Origin of the sequence: Agromyces sp. CCNWLW203, from assembly GCF_036576125.1 — a bacterium.
Classification (GTDB): domain Bacteria; phylum Actinomycetota; class Actinomycetes; order Actinomycetales; family Microbacteriaceae; genus Agromyces.
The window spans coordinates 1,119,964-1,137,375 of record NZ_JAZHYX010000001.1 but is presented as its reverse complement, the minus strand read 5'-3'; the positions used below and the strand labels follow the sequence as shown (position 1 = coordinate 1,137,375).

At 69.7% G+C, this 17,412-nt stretch carries 17 protein-coding genes; 7 read left to right on the top strand and 10 right to left on the bottom strand.

Features of this window, described 5'->3' with window-relative positions; translation table 11 throughout:
* Position 1 precedes the first annotated feature (1 nt).
* Positions 2–1,123 carry a histidinol-phosphate transaminase gene (locus VPH61_RS05230; protein ID WP_332062541.1) on the bottom strand — a complete coding sequence of 374 codons (1,122 nt, stop codon included), beginning with the start codon at positions 1,121–1,123 and terminating at the stop codon, positions 2–4.
* Positions 1,124–1,176: 53 nt separating this feature from the next.
* On the opposite strand from VPH61_RS05230, the gene VPH61_RS05225 reads away from it, so the two are divergent.
* Entirely contained in the window at positions 1,177–1,563 is a 387-nt protein-coding gene (locus tag VPH61_RS05225; protein WP_056007254.1) for a phage holin family protein, read from the top strand.
* A 16-nt stretch (positions 1,564–1,579) separates the two neighbouring features.
* Here the strand turns inward: VPH61_RS05225 and VPH61_RS05220 are convergent, their stop codons facing one another.
* Positions 1,580–1,945 (bottom strand): hypothetical protein, encoded by a 366-nt coding sequence (locus tag VPH61_RS05220; RefSeq protein WP_332062438.1) that lies wholly within the window; start codon positions 1,943–1,945, stop codon positions 1,580–1,582.
* A gap of 35 nt (positions 1,946–1,980) precedes the next feature.
* On the opposite strand from VPH61_RS05220, the gene VPH61_RS05215 reads away from it, so the two are divergent.
* Positions 1,981–2,202 carry a hypothetical protein gene (locus tag VPH61_RS05215; RefSeq protein WP_332062437.1) on the top strand — a complete coding sequence of 74 codons (222 nt, stop codon included), beginning with the start codon at positions 1,981–1,983 and terminating at the stop codon, positions 2,200–2,202.
* Positions 2,203–3,109: 907 nt separating this feature from the next.
* On the opposite strand, the gene VPH61_RS05210 is transcribed toward VPH61_RS05215, so the two are convergent.
* Together VPH61_RS05210 and VPH61_RS05205 are read right to left on the bottom strand one after the other, a co-directional pair.
* Positions 3,110–3,475 (bottom strand): hypothetical protein, encoded by a 366-nt coding sequence (locus VPH61_RS05210; RefSeq protein WP_332062436.1) that lies wholly within the window; start codon positions 3,473–3,475, stop codon positions 3,110–3,112.
* Positions 3,476–3,572: 97 nt separating this feature from the next.
* Entirely contained in the window at positions 3,573–4,475 is a 903-nt protein-coding gene (locus VPH61_RS05205) for an aminoglycoside phosphotransferase family protein (RefSeq protein WP_332062435.1), read from the bottom strand.
* Between the two features lie 95 nt (positions 4,476–4,570).
* Here VPH61_RS05205 and VPH61_RS05200 point away from each other — a divergent pair, with 95 nt between their 5' ends.
* The 3 genes from VPH61_RS05200 to VPH61_RS05190 all read left to right on the top strand — a co-directional run bounded on the left by VPH61_RS05200 (position 4,571) and on the right by VPH61_RS05190 (position 10,281).
* Positions 4,571–5,098, top strand: coding sequence for a low molecular weight protein-tyrosine-phosphatase (locus VPH61_RS05200; protein ID WP_332062434.1), 528 nt, complete (start codon positions 4,571–4,573; stop codon positions 5,096–5,098).
* Positions 5,095–6,477: an adenylosuccinate lyase gene (gene purB, locus VPH61_RS05195; RefSeq protein ID WP_332062433.1), complete on the top strand. Its 1,383-nt coding sequence runs from the start codon at positions 5,095–5,097 to the stop codon at positions 6,475–6,477. Before VPH61_RS05200 ends, purB begins: the two co-directional genes overlap by 4 nt.
* A gap of 228 nt (positions 6,478–6,705) precedes the next feature.
* Positions 6,706–10,281 (top strand): PDZ domain-containing protein, encoded by a 3,576-nt coding sequence (locus tag VPH61_RS05190; RefSeq protein WP_332062432.1) that lies wholly within the window; start codon positions 6,706–6,708, stop codon positions 10,279–10,281.
* A gap of 82 nt (positions 10,282–10,363) precedes the next feature.
* On the opposite strand, the gene VPH61_RS05185 is transcribed toward VPH61_RS05190, so the two are convergent.
* From VPH61_RS05185 to VPH61_RS05175, 3 genes are read right to left on the bottom strand one after another with little or no spacing between them, the layout of a single operon-like run.
* Complete coding sequence (locus tag VPH61_RS05185) at positions 10,364–10,645, bottom strand: hypothetical protein (RefSeq protein ID WP_332062431.1); 282 nt, start codon at positions 10,643–10,645, stop codon at positions 10,364–10,366.
* Positions 10,642–11,229 carry a DUF308 domain-containing protein gene (locus VPH61_RS05180; RefSeq protein WP_332062430.1) on the bottom strand — a complete coding sequence of 196 codons (588 nt, stop codon included), beginning with the start codon at positions 11,227–11,229 and terminating at the stop codon, positions 10,642–10,644. The genes VPH61_RS05185 and VPH61_RS05180 overlap by 4 nt, the downstream gene beginning before the upstream one ends.
* A gap of 37 nt (positions 11,230–11,266) precedes the next feature.
* On the bottom strand, positions 11,267–12,259 hold the full coding sequence (locus tag VPH61_RS05175) for a helix-turn-helix transcriptional regulator (protein WP_332062429.1): 993 nt from the start codon (positions 12,257–12,259) through the stop codon (positions 11,267–11,269).
* Positions 12,260–12,364: 105 nt separating this feature from the next.
* On the opposite strand from VPH61_RS05175, the gene VPH61_RS05170 reads away from it, so the two are divergent.
* On the top strand, positions 12,365–12,754 hold the full coding sequence (locus VPH61_RS05170; protein ID WP_332062428.1) for a VOC family protein: 390 nt from the start codon (positions 12,365–12,367) through the stop codon (positions 12,752–12,754).
* A gap of 62 nt (positions 12,755–12,816) precedes the next feature.
* Here VPH61_RS05170 and VPH61_RS05165 read toward each other — a convergent pair whose 3' ends face one another.
* Positions 12,817–13,242 (bottom strand): VOC family protein, encoded by a 426-nt coding sequence (locus VPH61_RS05165; protein ID WP_332062427.1) that lies wholly within the window; start codon positions 13,240–13,242, stop codon positions 12,817–12,819.
* A gap of 105 nt (positions 13,243–13,347) precedes the next feature.
* Between VPH61_RS05165 and VPH61_RS05160 the strand changes: the two genes are divergently transcribed.
* A complete protein-coding gene (locus VPH61_RS05160; RefSeq protein ID WP_332062426.1) occupies positions 13,348–14,352 on the top strand; it encodes a helix-turn-helix transcriptional regulator in 1,005 nt (334 codons plus the stop codon).
* A 22-nt stretch (positions 14,353–14,374) separates the two neighbouring features.
* Here the strand turns inward: VPH61_RS05160 and pntB are convergent, their stop codons facing one another.
* Positions 14,375–15,724 (bottom strand): Re/Si-specific NAD(P)(+) transhydrogenase subunit beta, encoded by a 1,350-nt coding sequence (gene pntB / locus VPH61_RS05155; RefSeq protein ID WP_442879060.1) that lies wholly within the window; start codon positions 15,722–15,724, stop codon positions 14,375–14,377.
* 70 nt (positions 15,725–15,794) lie between these two features.
* Entirely contained in the window at positions 15,795–17,363 is a 1,569-nt protein-coding gene (locus VPH61_RS05150) for a Re/Si-specific NAD(P)(+) transhydrogenase subunit alpha (RefSeq protein ID WP_332062425.1), read from the bottom strand.
* Between the last annotated feature and the right edge of the window lie 49 nt (positions 17,364–17,412).

Below are 17,412 nucleotides of genomic sequence, written 5' to 3'. Positions count from 1 at the left end.
GCTACTGCGGGTGCCCTTCTTGTGAGCCCGGTACAAGCTCACCGAGAATCGTGAGGAGGATGTCCACAGATTCCTCTTCGCCGATCGAGATTCGGATGCCGTCGGGCGCGAAGGCGCGCGTCACGATTCCGGCGTCGAAGAGCCGCTCGGCCACCGCGGTCGTCGCCTCGCCCGCGGGCAGCCAGACGAAGTTGCTGCGCGCGGTCGGCACGGGCCAGCCCTGCGCGACGAGGGCCGCGTGCACGCGATCGCGCCGGTCGGCGATCTCGCCGACCCGCGCGAGCAGCTCCATCTCGGCCACCGGCTCGAGCGAGGCGATGGCAGCGGATGCCGCGGCAGCCGTGACCCCGAGGGGGATCGCCGTCGCGCGCGCAGCGTCGAGCAGTTCGACAGGGCCGATGGCGTAGCCGACACGGAGACCTGCGAGGCCGTAGGCCTTCGAGAAGGTGCGGAGCAGCACGAGGTTCGGGTAGCGGCCGATGAGCGTCGAACCGTCGACGGCGTCGTCGGCACTGCCGTCGCCGCGCACGAACTCGGCGTAGGCCTCGTCAAGCAGCACCAGACGGTCGCTCGGCACCTTCGCCATGAACGCCTCGAACTCGGCCGCGGTCACGACCACGCCGGTGGGGTTGTTCGGCGAGCAGACGATGACGACGCGCGTGCGGTCGGTGATCGCCGCCGCCATCGCGTCGAGGTCGTGGCCGTGGTCGGCGCGGTTCGGCACCATCACGCTCGTGGCTCCGGCCACGGTGACGAGTCCGGGGTAGGCCTCGAACGAGCGCCACGAGTAGATCACCTCGTCGCCGGGGGAGGCGGCCGCGAGAATGAACTGGGCGAGCAGCGCGACGGAGCCCGCGCCGACGAGCACCTCGTCGGCCGTGACCCCGAACCGCTCGGCGAGCTTCTCGCGCAGGGCGAGCGCCGTGGCATCCGGATACCGATTGATGTCGTGGGCCGCCGCGGCGACGACCTCGACGACCGAGGGCAGCGGGCCGAAGGGGTTCTCGTTGCTCGAGAGCTTGAAGCCGTCGGCGGGCGCGGGGCGCCCTTGACGGTACGGCGGAAGGGCGGCGATCTCGGGGCGCAGGCGTACGCGCGCCCCCGTGGGCTCCGGTGCGGTCACGAATTCCACCGTACTCCTTCGTTCTCGGGGGTCTCGTCTGACAGAGTGGAGCCATGCGGTTCATCGTCAAGGTCATCGTCATCGCGCTCGCCCTCTGGCTCACGACCCTCATCGTCTCGGGCGTCAGCGTCGTGCCCTATGAGGACACCCAGCTCGCGACCGTGCTCACCTACCTGCTCGTCGCGCTCATCTTCGGCCTCGTGAACGCCATCATCGGCAATTTCATCAGGATCGTGGCGTTCCCGATCTACGTGCTGACGCTCGGCCTCATCTCCTTCATCGTCAACGGCCTCCTGCTGCTGCTCGTCGACTGGATCAGCGACCTCATGGGCTTCGGCCTCGTGGTCGAGAGCTTCTGGTGGGGCGTGCTGGGCGCCCTGGTGCTCGGCCTCATCAGCTGGCTCATCGGCCTGGTGCTGCGCCCGGTGTCGAAGGACTGAGTTCCGGCGCGCTGAGCTAGGGCGGGCTGAACTCCGGCGGATCGGTCTCGCGCCTCGCGACCCACCGGGTCACCTCTCCCATGCCGCCGCCGGTGAATGCTGCGACCCGCTCGCGCATCTCGACGAGCCGCGGCTCGTCGGAAGCGTCGACGAGCGCCGCGGTCTCCTGGTAGCGCACGAGCAGGTGGGCGGGCACGGCCTCGTCGTACTCGACGCCCGCCTCGAGCACGCTTCGTGAGACGGTGAGCCGGTTCGGCGACGGATGCCCCCACCCGCCGGTTGCCGGAACGAGGTCCTCCTCGTGCTCGAGGGTGAGCACCGTCACCCCATCGCGGATCGTTTCGGAGGCGACGGGGCCGCCGAGGTTGAGGGCGGTCGTCACGTTGAGGTCGGGGTCTGGCGAGCGCCACCGCCACGATGCCGCCGCCCGAATGCCCGACGGGCAGGAGCGGGTCGCCCGGCTCGGCCCCGGCCTCGGCGAGCGCCAGGCGCACCGCACGTTCGACCGCCGCCGAGTCCGCTCCTACGCTGCGCAGCGCATCGAGCGACGAGTCGTCGGCGATGCCGTACACGTTGCTCGTCATGTCGTTGGTCTCGGTGCCGGCCGTCAACGTGAAGTCGACCGTGCCGCCGATGTAGACGACCCACCTCGGGTCGCTCGGCCCGCCGTAGCGTTCGACCGTGATCTGCGCGCCGGAGTCGGACGCCGGGATGCGGTCGGCGAGATCGGCGATGCCGTTCGGTGCCGTCACCGTGCCGCCGAGCGGTGGTGCGCCGGAGCCGACGGTCGACGGCACCTCGGAGCCGGCGGTCGAGCGCGCGCCGGCGAGCTGGTCGGCCCGGCGGTCGGGGAGCACGCGGGTCACGCGCACCGGCGCCTCGACGAGCACCCTGCTGCCGAGCGTGATGCCGAACAGCCCCGTGACACCGAGCAGCACCGACGCGGCCTCGGGGGCTCGGATTCCGCTACCCATGCCGATGGCGAAGCCCGGGGGCAGGTGGAGCGCACCGGCGCCGAACTCATCGGCCGAGTCGGCGGCGGTGCGCACCGCGCGCACGAACGCAGGATCGGAGAGCAGGCCCTTCTGACCGACGATCCATGTCTCGAGCGGAGTGCGCCAGCCCGTCGCCTTCGTGGCGGCGAAGACGCCGGCAAGGACGCCTCCGGTGATCACGATGGAAGGGAGCACTGCAAGGCCGCCCAGAACCACGGCCAGCGGCCCACCGGCGATTCGCCAGATCGCCTCGACGAAGCCTTCGGTCGAACCGTACCGCTCGGCGCTCTCGATCAATGCCTGACGCAGGCTCGCGGCGTACTCGGTGGCCTCTCGCAGGCGTACGTCTGCGTTGGCGATGCCCCACGTCGGCGAGGAGAGGTCGGACCGCCCCGCGGACGGCTCGGAGAGATCGAGTTCGAGCAGACCGATCTTGATCACCCGGGCGCGTTCGCGCCATTCCGACACGACCGCTTCGGCCGCGCCCAACCGGGATGCATCGGCGAACAGCTCATCAGTCGCGACAGTGGTCGTGCCGCCTCCGCTGAGTGTCAGCGCGTCGTCCACGATGCATCGATTCGAATGGCGGGCGCCGGCATCTCAGCGAGCGATGCGCGTTGCACCTCGAGCTGCTGCTCCATGCGGCGGATGCGGTCGACGAGCGCCGCCTCGGCATCGGCCAGTCCGTCACGTGCGGCCAGCACGCGTGCCCTGAGGTTGTCGAGACCGCGCACGTAGCCGTCAGCCGCCGCGGATCGCCAGGCGCCGGTCGACGGGGGCACGAGCCGATGCACGGACTCCTGCACCTCGGCGAGCAGCGACCTGAGCATGAGGAGGTGCGCCCTGGCATCGTCGATGCGCTCCTGCGTGACGGCGGTGCCCTTCAGGGCGAGCGCATACGGTTCGGAATCGAGCATGCTCGAGTGTCGCGGAGCGGCGCGGCCGATCGGGCCGGCAGCGGGCATCCTGTGCGCGGGCAGCGCAACGCGCATTTGTGGAGGGCGAGTGGCCGCCTCAGTCGGCGAGCACCGCCTCGAGCGCGTGCACACCGACGCGGCCGAGCCGCCCACCGACCCCGACCGTGTCGACGATCGCGGTGCCGAGCACGAGCGCCCACGCGCGGGCTCGGTCCCACATCGCGGCATCCGTCTCGCGGAGTCGGTCGACCTCGGCACGGAAGACGGCGCGTCCCGGTGCGTCGAAGCTGAGCCAGGCCGTCGCCAGGTCGCATGCCGGGTCACCGGCGCAGATGTCGCCGAAGTCGACGACGGCCGCGAGGTCTCCGGATGCCGCGAGCACCAGGTTCGCCGGATGCAGGTCGCCGTGCAGCCACACCGGCGGCCCCGCCCATTCCGGCGCGGCCAGTCCACGGTTCCAGACGGCGCGGAGCGCCTCGATCTTTTCAGAGGGCGTCGCCGCGGGCCCGCGCTCGAGCCTGCCCCGAACGACCTCGTCGCGCGTGGCGAGCGGCACGCCGCGATACACGTTCACCGGCGCCGCTGCGGGCGCTGCCACCCCGAGCTCTGCGACGAACCTCGCAAGCGACGACGCTGCGATCGCTCGTGCGTGAGGTTCCATGTCGGCCGCGCTCACGCCGTCGAACCAGGGCAGGATGCTCCACGGGAAGTCGAACCCGAGTTCGGGTGCCGGTCGCCCGATCCGCACCGGCGCCGGTACGGACATCGAGACGCGATCGGCGATCTCGGGCAGCCAGCGCTGCTCGTGCCGCACCAGCCCGGCGGCGACCGTTCGGCGCGGCAACCGCACCAGATAATGGTCGCCGAGGCGGAACATCGCGTTGTCCCAGCCGTTCGCAACCGGCACGATCGGCCCGTCGAGGTCGGGGTGCTGCGCCGCCACGAGCGCTCGGGCGAGTCGCGCGTCGACGAGGATGTCGGGCTCAGGGGCATCCGTCATCGCACCCACCCCCGTCTGCCGCTCGCCGGACCGCCCAGCGTACCGCCCCCGAAAAGGTGCTGTGCGATCGCCCGATGTCGTCCACAATGGAACCCATGACGCGAGCGGATTCCGCGGGAGACGACGCGCCTGCGTTCCGGGTGTCGTTCGTGTGCACGGGCAACATCTGCCGCTCGCCGATGGCCGAGGTCGTGCTGCGCGCGCACGCCGAGCGTGCCGGGCTCGGCGATCGGCTCGCGATCGAATCGGCCGCGACCGGCGACTGGCACGTCGGCGAGCCGGCCGACCGGCGCACGATCGACGCCTTGGAACGCGCGGGCTACGACGGACGCAACCACCGGGCCCGCCAGTTCGACGCGGCAGACTTCCCGCGGCTCGACCTCGTGGTGGCCTTCGACCAGGGGCAGGCGCGCATCCTCCGCAACTGGGCGCCGAACCCGACCGAGCAGCAGAAGGTGCGCATGCTGCTCGAGTTCGGACCCGATCCGGCCGACCTGCAGGACGTCCCCGACCCCTATTACTCCGACGAACCGATGTTCGATCGAGTCCTTGAGATGATTGAACGGTCGACGTCGGCGCTCTTCCGGCAACTCGCACCAGCACTCAGACAAGGAATCCGATGACTTCGCTGCCTCCCCAGCCGCTCAGCCCCCTCGACGGTCGCTACCGCTCGGCGGTCGGAGAGCTCGGCGAGCACCTCTCAGAGGCCGGCCTCAACCGGGCGCGAGTGCACGTCGAGGTCGAGTGGCTCATCGCCCAGACCGACCGCGGCTTCTTCGGCTCGTCGCCGCTCACCGACCACCAGAAGGCGAGCCTGCGCCAGGTCGTGACCGACTTCGGCCAGCCCGACATCGACGAACTCGCCGGCCTCGAGGCCACCACGCGCCACGACGTCAAGGCCGTGGAGTACTACGTGCGCCGGCGCCTCAGCGACCTCGGCCTCGACGCGATCTCGGAGCTCACGCACTTCGCGTGCACGAGCGAAGACATCAACAACCTCTCGTACGCCATCACCGTGCGCGACGCCGTACAGGGCGTCTGGCTGCCGAAGTACCGGGCCGTCGTCGAGACGATCGAGGCCCTCGCCAGCGAGCACCGCGACGCCTCGATGCTGTCGCGCACGCATGGCCAGCCCGCGACCCCGTCGACCATGGGCAAGGAGCTCGCGGTCTTCGCCTATCGCCTGCGCCGCATCGAGCGCCAGATCGAGGCGACCGAGTTCCTCGGTAAGTTCTCTGGCGCGACCGGCACGTTCTCGGCGCACGTCGTCGCGGCTCCGGATGTCTCGTGGCCCTCGGTCTCCCAGGAGTTCGTCGAGTCGCTCGGGCTCACGTGGAACCCGCTCACCACGCAGATCGAGTCGCACGACTGGCAGGCCGAGCTCTACGGCAAGGTCTCGCACGCCAACCGCGTGCTGCACAACCTCGCGACCGACATCTGGACCTACATCTCGCTCGGCATCTTCCGCCAGATCCCCGCGCCCGGCGCGACCGGCTCGTCCACGATGCCGCACAAGGTCAACCCGATCCGCTTCGAGAACGCCGAGGCGAACCTCGAGCTCTCGTCGGCGCTGCTCGACTCGCTCGCCGCGACGCTCGTGACGAGCCGCATGCAGCGCGACCTCACGGACTCGAGCGCCCAGCGCAACATCGGCGTCGGCTTCGGGCACTCGATGCTCGCCCTCGACAACATCCAGCGCGGCCTCGGCGAGATCGACCTCGACCTCGCGGTGCTCGCCGCCGACCTCGACGGCAACTGGGAGGTGCTCGGCGAGGCGATCCAGACGGTGATCCGCGCCGAGGTCGTCGCCGGCCGCTCGACGATCGCCGACCCCTACGCGATGCTCAAGGAACTCACCCGCGGCAAGCGCGTCGGCGCGACCGAGCTCGCCGAGTTCGTGAACGGGCTCGAGATCGGCGACGAGGCCAAGCAGCGCCTGCTCGCCCTCACGCCGCAGTCGTACACGGGCATCGCGTCGGAGCTCGTCGACCGCCTCGGCTGACGCCGACTCCCAGGCACGCGGGCCGGCCTCGCCGAGGCAGCCCGTGGCGGGAGCATGCCCGACGGACGTTGGCTTCGGGGCTCACGCACAGCATGACATCGGAGGTTTCACTCACCTCATCGGCGTACGGGGTTGACTTTGTCGCGCCGCGTTCATAGCGTGGCCCCTTAGAGATCGGATGTTTCGACTCGATTCTGAGCTCGGTGCACTACGAACAAGGGAGTTCTCGTGACTGACCAACCTGCCCGCGGGGCGAATACCGCTCCAGTACGACGTGTCCTACGGCCAACGATCGCCGGCGCCGGCCTCGCCGCACTCATCCTCTCCGCACTTCCGGCGCTCCCCGCTTCCGCGGCGGAGCCGGTCACCATCTTCGTCGCCACGACCGGTGACGACGCGGCTGCCGGCACCTCGGCATCCGCGCCGGTGAAGTCACTGACCAGGGCGCAGGAACTCGTTCGCGACGCCCTCGCCGACAGCGGCCCGGTGACGGTCGAGCTCGCAGAAGGCGACTACTACCTCGATTCGACGCTCGCCCTCACGAACTCGGACTCGGGCAGCGCCGGAGCCCCGGTGCGTTGGGTCGGCACCGGCGAGGGGGCGACGCTCAACGGTGGCCGAGAACTCGTGGCCGACTGGAAGCCGACCGAGGCCGACCCGAGCGTCATGGTGACGGATGTCCCGGCGGGAATCGACTTCGACGAGCTCTTCGTCGACGACGTCCGCCAGGTCATGGCCCGCTACCCGAACTGGGATGACGACGCACCTCGGCTCGAGGGCACGACGACGCTGTCGACGCTGAACTCCCGCTCCTCCGGCTGGACAGATCCGACCACCGGGTTCGTTCGTGCGATGCACTGCCACGACTGGGGCAGCGTCTCCTTCACGATCGCCGGCCGGACCGGCGATGCGCTCGACCTGAGTTTCGTCGGGGACAACAACCGCCCGCAGGACTGCAACGTCGACCGGCCGCTGAAGGCCGACGCGGTGATGGTCGAGAACATCCGCGAGGAACTCGATGTCGAGCACGAGTGGTTCCTCGACCGCGCGGCGAACAAGCTGTACCTCAAGCCCGCTGCCGGCGTCGATCTCACGGCCACGAGCATCGAGGTCGGCGAGCTCGACGAACTCGTCACGCTGACGGGCTCGTCCCCGGCCGATCCGATCCACGACATCACCTTCGAGAACCTGAAGTTCGAACGAACCCATCGCACGCTCTTCAACAACGAGTTCGTCAATCTCTCCCGAGGCGACTGGTCGGTCGTGCGCAAGGGCGCGGCCACCGTGACGAACAGCCTGAACGTGACCTTCACGAAGTCCTCCTTCACCGACCTGGGCGGCAACGGCATCTTCCTCGATGGATTCAACGAGGGCACCGCGATCACCGCCAGCAGGTTCGAGAACAACGGCGCGACCGACGTGCACGTCGTCGGCTCGCCGAACGCCGTGCGGGACTACGCCGACAACTACTTCACGACGCCGCGGATCACCGATCTCGAGAGCGGTCCGAAGACCGAGGACTACCCTCGCGACGTGCTCATCGAAGGCAACGTCATGCGCAACAACGGCCGCTACGAGAAGCAGACCTCGTCCGTCAACATCGCGATGGCCCTCGACATCACCGTCCGAGGGAACTCCCTGTCCGACAGTCCTCGGGCGTGCCTGAACTTCTCCGACAACACCTGGGGCGGGCACCTCATCCAACACAACGACATCTTCGACTGCGTGCGCGAGACGGGCGACAACGGCTCGATCAACTCGTGGGGGCGCAGCCGGTTCTGGAAGACCGGAGCCGCGAACAACGCGTTCGCGAGCCTCGCCGAAGGCGTCACGTTCATGGGCAACACCGGCGGAGCGCTGACGGCCGAACAGGCCCGAGCGATGATGGAGCTCGACGTCGTCGAGCCGATCACGATCGACCACAACCGGTTCTGGCACGACGGCGACTGGGCGATCGACCTCGACGACGGCTCGTCCAACTTCGTCATGACGAACAACGTCCTGCTGAAGGGCGGCGTCAAGCTGCGCGACGGCTTCGACCGGACCCTGCGCAACAACCTCATCCTCGACGGATCGACCTTCGAGCAGGTGAGCTACATGCCCGGCGGCGACATCATCGAGCAGAACATCACGCTCGGCGGCCTTCCGTACAACAACGTCCTGAACGACCCCGCCAGCGCGAAGTACACGATCGGCAAGAACCTCTTCTGGAACGCCGGCGCGTCGATCGACGTCAGGCCGAAGGGGGGTGTCTCCGAGAAGCTCTCGTCCGACGGTGCCACGATCAACACGGCCACGTCGTGGTACGCCGCTGGCATGGATCGGGATTCGGCCGTGGGCGACCCGGCGTTCGCCGACGGCGACCCGACGGCGAACTACGACTTCACCGTCGCGGAGACCTCGCCGGCCCTGTCGCTCGGATACGAGAACATCCCGATGACGGGCTTCGGCGCCCCCGGCGGGGCACTGCCGCCCGCAGCCGTGCTGCCGACGGGCACGACCGGCCCCGACCCGATCGAACTCGCGCGTCGCAAGTACGTGGAGCGGATCTGGGGCTCCGACATCACGAACATCACCACCAAGGCGGAGCAGTCGTCGTATGCCATCAGCGACTACAAGGGAGTGAAGTTCAACACTGTTCCGTCCGGCAGCCCCGCTGCGGCGGCCGGCCTGCAGGCCGGCGACCTCATCCGCTCCATCAACGGCACCGAGGTCACCGAGCAGCGCAACTCCTTCTGGCAGGCATACAACTCCCTGCCGGCCGGAGCCTCCATCAGCCTCGACGTTCGCCGCGCGTCGACGAATGTGACCGTCGCACTCGTGAAGCCCGCTGACCCCGAGATCCTCAACAACACCTCGGGCGTCGTGTACCGCACGGCGACATCTCCGACGCGCGAATCATGGATCTGGCGGGACGCGGCGCGCGGCGGCGCATCCGCTTGGCTCGACGACATCGATGCCACGCAGAACCTCGGTGATTCCTGGGAGCTGACGTTCAATGGGACGGGGATCGACATCATCTCCCAGGTCAACACCGACCTCGGCGATGTCGAGATCGCCATCGACGGGGAGGTCTTGACCACGCAGTCGTTCCACAACGCAAGCCGACTGCACCAGCAGACCGTGCTCTCGGTCGGCGATCTCGCTCCGGGCGTCCACACGATCACCGGCACGATGAGATCGGGCGACTACATGATCGTGGATGCGTTCAAGACCCATCCCGCAGCCGAGCCGATCGACGTCGACGCCCCGGTGGTCGCGCTCGCGACCTCTCCGACGGAGCCGGCGTCGGGCTGGTTCACGGGTGACGTCACCGTCACGGCGACGGCGACCGATGACCACGACACGGCACCCACGATCGAGTTCTCGACGGGCGCTGAATGGCAGCCGTACTCCGAGCCGATCATCATCACGGCACCCGGCGTCACCACGGTCACGGCGCGGGCCACCGATGCGGCGGGCAACACCTCGGAGGAAGTCGGCATCACCGTCAGGATCGAGGACGCCACCGTCGACACCTTCGTGATCGGGCTGCCGAACCAGCTCATCGCGAAGGCCGGTTCCCAGGTGAAGTACGTGGGTCAGGTCTTCTCGAGCGAGGGATCGAACCCGGTGGGCACCCTCACCGTCACCGACGGTGCCGCTGTGCTCGCGACGGTCGAGATCACGGCCAAGGACGAGGGAAGGTTCAGTGTGAAGCTGCCGAAGCTCGACCGGGGCGTGCACGTGCTCCGCGCGGCATTCGACGGCGCCGCGCCGTTCGCGGATTCAGTGTCAGCTCCCGTGCCGATGCTGAGCTGGTAGTCGAAGCACTCGACGATGGCCCGGATCCGGTGTTCCACCGGGTTCGGGCCCACAGCGTCAGTGCCCCGGCGTCTCCGGCGGGTCAGTGGCCGGGCGAGGCGGGCGGAGCCGCCGGCGGCTCGTCGCCGTCGATCTCGGCCGCCTCTTCGGCGTTGGGCTTGATCGCCATCGAGAGCAGCGCGAGCGTCATGAGCACGACGATGAACGCGATGCCGGCGATGATCAGGGCAAGCATGAGGTCGCGCGCCGTGATGAGCACCACGAGGCCCGTGAAGATCGCGGCGATCGCGGCGCCGCCGACGTACTCGATGGGACGGAGCACGTCGCGACGGCTCGGCTTGTACTCACCGGGGGTGTTGGTCACGAGGTCTGCTCCGTTCCGGGGGCGTCGGGCGCGGCATCCGCTGGGCTGGTGGCCCACTTCAGCGAGAACCCGCCGATCAGCAGGTAGACGCCGAGGATGACGAGGTAGCCGCCGAGCAGGCCGACCGCGGTGACGGCGTCGAGTGGGATGACCAGGAACACGAGCGCGAGGATCGCCGTGAAAGCGCCCGCGGCGATCCAGTCGCGCGCGGCCGGCGTGCGGCCCCGTGCGCGGAGCCCGGCGAAGAGCTCGAGCATGCCCGTGACGGCCGCCCAGACGCTCACGAGGTAGAGCAGGAACGGAAGTCCGCCGGGCACGGTCAGCGCGAGCAGGCCGGCGGCGACGGTCACGACGGCCGCGATCACGAAGAACGAGCGGATGCCGCGCTCGACGGTGAATCGCATCGACAGTGCTCCGGTGAGGAGCCCCGACACGACGGCCCAGAGGCCGAAGACGAGCAGTCCGAACTCGGGGGAGTGGTTCGGCGAGAAGGTGATGGCGGCGGCGGGCACGAGTGCCAGGATGCCGCGGACGACCGGGACGACCCAATAGCGGGCGCCCTCGGGAGCGGCTGCGATGGCCACTTGACCTCTTTCACATCGGTTGGGGTACCGATCCATCCTACGTTGGCACCGCGGGCGCCGAGTCCGGAGACCGCTCGCCCTCGGCGGCAGGTGCATTCCGGGCGACGAGCGCGGTGCCGAGCCGGTGCAGCTCTCGTCGGATCGACTCGGGCTCGACAACGTCGAGGTACTCGGCCCAGCCGGCGAGGCCCCGTGCGATGAGCACCTCGGTGGGCGCGGTCACCACGACGCGCGAACGGCCGGCATCGAGCTGCGTCTCGGCGACGGCGCGCTGGCCGAACTGCGTGTGCAGCAGCGGCACGATGCCGGAGTCGACGACGATCGTCGCGGTCGCCGCCGAGCGCTGCCGGTCGACCGCCGCAGTGACGCGCTCCCAGACCTCGGCGAGGTCGAGCCCGTCGGGTCGTTCGGCCTGTTCGCCGGTGGGCACGGCGTCGAGCATCCGGTCGACGCGATAGGTGCGCTCGGCGCCGTCGACGCCGCCGAGCAGGTACCAGTGCTCCTGCTTCTGCACGAGGCCCCACGGGTCGACGGTGCGGTCCACGGGTTCCGCACGCCACGCCGCGTAGCGGATGCGGAGGCGCACCCGGTCGACGACCGCCGACTCGAGCACGGGCAACAGTTCGGGGCGCTCGGGGGCCGGCCTGCCCCATTCGCCCGGATCGATGACGACCGCTTCGGCGGCGGCCTCGGCGTGCGTGCGGAAGGTCTCGGGCAGGGCGCGCACGAGCTTGCGCAGCGCGGCCTTCGCTTCAGGGGCGACGGATGCCGCGGGCCCCACGAGCAGGAAGAGGGCACGAGCTTCGCCCGACGACAGGCCGCTGAGATCGGTGCGGGCGCCGCCGAGCAATTGCCAGCCGCCGCCGCGGCCGGTCTGCGGGTACACCGGGATGCCCGCCGCCGAGAGCGCCTCGAGGTCGCGGCGGGCGGTGGCGACCGAGACCTCGAGCTCGTCGGCGAGCTGCGCGGCGGTCACGCGCCCGCGTGCCTGGAGGGTGAGGAGCACGGCCACGAGGCGATCTGCGCGCATGGCTCCATTCTCGTCTGAAAAGTAGTCAAGAGGTGAGCACTTCTGCGCTCGAGACTGTATTCATCGCCTCGGAACACCGAGGCATCCGCTCGAAAGGAACCGCTCATGCTCAGGGGATTCGCCACCGTCAGCTACTACGCCGCCGACCTCGAGGCGGCCACCGCCTGGTACTCCGACCTGCTCGGCATCGAGCCGTACTTCACCCGACCCGGCTACGTCGAGTATCGGGTGGGCGACTTCCAGCACGAGCTCGGCATCATCGATGCGCAGTACCGCCCGACCTCGTCCGACGTTCCGGCCGGTGAGGTCATCTACTGGGCCGTCGATGACGTCACGGCGAGCTATGAGCGCCTGCTCGCGCTCGGGGCGACGAGCTACGACGCGCCGACGGAACGGGGGCCTGGGTTCACCACAGCCTCCGTCGTCGACCCGTTCGGCAACATCCTCGGCGTGATGTTCAACCAGCACTACCTGGACGTGCTCGCTGCGCGTTGAGCGACGAACGGGTCGCTGCGGGCGACGGAGGCCGGTGGCCGGTGGCCGCCCGCAGCCGTCGGTCACGCCGGTTCGTAGGCCACCGCGACGTCGAGCACCCAGACCACGCCGAAGGCGTCCTTCAGCATGCCGTACGCGGGGGAGAACGCCGAGGGCGCGAGGTCCACGAGCACCGTCGAGCCCTCGGCGAGGCGGCTCCACAGTTCAGCGATCTCGTCGGCCGAGTCACCACGTACCGACACGAACAGGGACTTGTCGCCCTGATCGTAGGAGGTGCTCGCCGGCACGTCGAACGCCATGACCTGGAAGCCGTTCGCACCGGTCACCTGCCCGAACTTGACCTGCTGCGCCTCCTCGGGGGTCTCGACGCTGAAGGCCTCCTCATTGCTGACGACGACGAGCCGGCCGCCGAAGACGGAGTGGTAGAACTCCAGCGCCGCACGGGCGTCGCCGCGGAAGTTGAGGTGGGGTGTGGTGATGACGGACATGTCGACTCCTGTGAGCTCGTGTACTGCCGGGACCATCCCGACGACAGCGACTCTCGCAGGGGTAGAGGACAGCTACGGTCCTCTACCCGAACTAGTGTCGGAGCCATGATCTCGACGACGTCGCGGCTCCTCCTGCTGTTGTCGCTGTTGCAGACCCGGAGGGACTGGCCGGGCGGCACGCTGGCGGACCGCCTGGGGATCAGTCATCGCACCGTTCGCCGCGACGTCGACCGCCTGCGCGAGATGGGCTACCGGATTCGGGCGACGAAGGGGCCCGACGGCGGCTACCGCCTCGACGCGGGCGCCGAGCTGCCGCCGCTGCTCTTCGATGACGACCAGGTGATCGCCCTCGCCGTTGCCCTCCGGGCGGCGACCGTGACCGGTGCCGGCATCGAGGAGGCCGCCATGCGTGCGCTGACGACCGTGCGCCAGGTGATGCCGTCACGATTGCGTCATCGACTCGATGCCTTCGAGATTACGGCGATCGCGAGCCGGCCGGCCTCCGCAGCCGAGACCGCGACGCCCGAGGTGCTCATCGCGCTGTCCACCGCGATCCGCTCGCGCGAGGTGCTGCGATTCGACTACGCGAGCGTGCAACCGCGGGACGAGGACTCCGCGGCGCAGCCGGGGCCTCCGCCGCAGCCGCCGCGCCGGGTGGAACCGCACCACATCGTGACCTTCGAGCACCGCTGGTACCTCGTCGCGTGGGATCTCGAGCACGAGGCATGGCGCATCTTCCGCGCCGACCGGATCACCCCGCGCACGCCGACCGGTCCGCGCTTCGCGCCCCGCGAGGTACCGGGCGGCGACGTGCACGAGTTCGTCTCGGCGAGGTTCAAGGGGTCGAGCGGCGCCAACGCATGGCCCTGCACCGGCACCGTCGTGCTCGACCTGCCGGCGAGCGCCGTGCTGCCGTTCGCCGGCGAGGGCACGGTGCTGGAGCTCGGCCCCGATCGGTGCAGCCTCGAATCGGGATCCTGGTCGTGGGTGTCGCTGGCCGCATCGCTCGGCCGGTTCGACACCGCGATCGAGGGCGTCGAACCGGCCGAGCTCCGGCAGGCGTTCGGCGACCTGGCGGCGCGCTACGCCCGCGCCGCAGCACCCCGGTGAGCCGCGGCCGGCCGACACGCGCTCAGAGCGCTCGCAGGATGTCCTCCACTCGCGCCTTCGCGTCGCCGAAGAGCATCTGCGCGTTGTCGCGGTGGAAGAGCGGGTTCGCCACCCCGGCGTAGCCGGCCGACATGGAGCGTTTGAAGACGATGACGTTCGACGCCTCCCACACCCGCAGCACGGGCATGCCGGCGATCGGGCTGCCCGGGTCTTCGGCTGCCGACGGGTTGACGGTGTCGTTCGCCCCGATCACGAGCACGACCGAGGTCTTCGCGAAGTCGTCGTTGATCTCGTCCATCTCCTCGACGACGTCATACGGCACCTTCGCCTCGGCGAGCAGCACGTTCATGTGCCCAGGGAGGCGCCCGGCGACGGGGTGGATGCCGAAGCGCACGTCGACGCCGCGCTCCCGCAGACGGCTGGTGAGCTCGGCCACGGGGTACTGCGCTTGCGCGACGGCCATGCCGTACCCGGGCGTGATGATGACCGACGTCGCGTCACGCAGCAGCTCCGCGGCATCCGCTGCCGTGACCTCGCGGACCTCGCCCACCTCTTCACCGTCGCCCGACGACGTCGGCGCGGCGATGCCGAAGCCGCCCGCGATCACCGAGATGAACGAGCGGTTCATGGCCTTGCACATGATGTACGAGAGGTAGGCACCCGAGGAGCCGACGAGCGCACCGGTGACGATGAGCAGGTCGTTGTTGAGCAGGAAGCCGGCCGCGGCCGCCGCCCAGCCCGAGTAGCTGTTGAGCATCGAGATGACGACCGGCATGTCGCCGCCGCCGATGGATGCCACGAGGTGCCAGCCGAGCGCGAGGGCGAGCGCCGTCACCACGACGAGGAGCCAGAGCTCGGGCGTGATGACGTACCAGATGGTCAGCGCGACGAAGGCGACGAGCGCCCCGAGGTTCAGCACGTTCTTGCCGGGCAGCATGAGCGGCGCCGACGACATGCGGGCCGAGAGCTTCAGGAACGCGACGATCGAGCCCGTGAAGGTGACGCCGCCGATGAAGACGCCGATGAAGACCTCTGCGTGGTGGATGTCGAGCAGCGCCCCGCTCATGCCGCTGACCTCGAGCGCGCCGTTCCAGCCGACGAGTACCGCGGCGAGGCCGACGAAGCTGTGCAGCAGGGCGATGAGCTCTGGCATGCCGGTCATCGCGACGACGCGCGCCCGCCAGAGGCCGATCGCGCCGCCGACGAGCACGGCGACGACGAGCAGGATGAGCCCGGTCGTCGCCTGCGGCGAGCCCCAGGCGTCGGCGAACGTCGCGTACACCGTCGCGACGAGGGCGATCGTCATGCCGGCGATGCCGTAGCCGACACCGGCTTTGGCGGTGTCGTGCCGGCTGAGCCCCGCGAGGCTCATGATGAACAGCAGCGCCGCGACGATGTAGGCGGCTCCGGCGATCGAGGCCGGGGTCAGCAGGGTCGTGGCCTCAGGCACGGTCCGCTCCGTTCTTGCCGCGCGAGAACATCGCCAGCATGCGTCGGGTGACGGCGAAGCCGCCGAAGATGTTGATGCTGGCCAGCAGCACGGCGACGGTGGCGATGACCTGCACGGCGAGCACGTCGCTCGTGATCTGCACCATGGCGCCGACGATGATGATGCCCGAGATCGCGTTCGTGACGCTCATGAGCGGCGTGTGCAGCGCGTGGGCCACCTTGCCGATCACGTAGAACCCGACGACGACGGCGAGCACCAGCACTGTGAAGTGCTGCGGCAGCGGGGCGGGCGCGATCGCGTTCACGGCGAAGAGCGCCGCGATGCCGATCGCGACGAGGCCGACCTTCTTCACGGGCGACATCGGCCGCTTGGGCTCCGGTGCGGCTGCGACCTCCTTCGCCCCTGCCGAAGCGGATGCCGCGGCTCCCGGTGCCGCTGAAACCTGCACAGGCGGTGGCGGCCAGGTGACGGCGCCGTCTCTCGCGACCGTCACCGATCGCTGCACGACGTCGTCGAAGTCGAGCACGAGCTCGCCGGCCTTGGCCGGGGTCAGGAGCTTCACGAGGTTCACGACGTTCGTGCCGTAGAGCTGCGAGGCCTGCGTCGGCAAGCGCGAGGCGAGGTTGGTGTAGCCGAGGATCACGACGCCGTTCGGCGTGACGATGCGCTCGCCCGCGACGGAACCCTCGACGTTGCCGCCCATGCCCGCCGCCATGTCGACGATCACGCTGCCCGACTTCATGCTCGCGACATCCGCTGCCGTGATCAGTCGGGGCGCCGCACGGCCCGGGATGAGCGCCGTCGTGATGATGATGTCGACGTCGGCCGCCTGCTCGGAGTAGATCTCTGCTGCGCGCCGGTCGTAGTCTTCGCTCGTCGCCTTGGCGTAGCCGTCGGTGGACTGCTCGACCGCGACCTCGACCTTCAGGTACTCGCCGCCGATCGACTTGACCTGGTCGGCGACCTCGGGGCGCGGGTCGGTGGCGCGCACGATCGCGCCGAGGCTCGAGGCGGCGCCGATCGCGGCGAGGCCGGCGACGCCCGCGCCCGCGACGAGCACCTTGGCGGGCGGCACCTTGCCGGCCGCGGTGACCTGGCCCGTGAAGAACCGGCCGAACTCGTGCGCCGCCTCGACGACGGCACGGTACCCGGCGATGTTCGCCATCGAGCTCAGCACGTCCATCGACTGCGCGCGCGAGATGCGCGGCACGGCGTCCATCGCGAGCGCCGTGACGCCGCGAGCCGCGAGCGCCTGGAGCAGCTCGGGCTTGAATGCCGGCGCGAGCAAGGCGATGATCGTGGCGCCCGACGCCAGCTGCGCGATCTCGGCCTCGGTCGGTGCGTTGACCTTCAGCACGAGGTCGCTCGCGAACGCGGCGGCACCGTCGACGAGCTGGGCTCCCGCTTCGACGTAGGCATCGTCGGGGAACGCCGACCTCGCGCCGGCCCCCGCCTCGACGACCACCTCGTAGCCGAGGGCGATCAGCTGCTTCACGGTCGCCGGCGTGGCGGCGACGCGGGTCTCGGGTCTCTGTTCGGTGACGACCCCGATGCGCGTCATGCGGTGCTCCTCATTCGTCTTCTCCATCGAAGCGGCAGGCTCGGTGGCC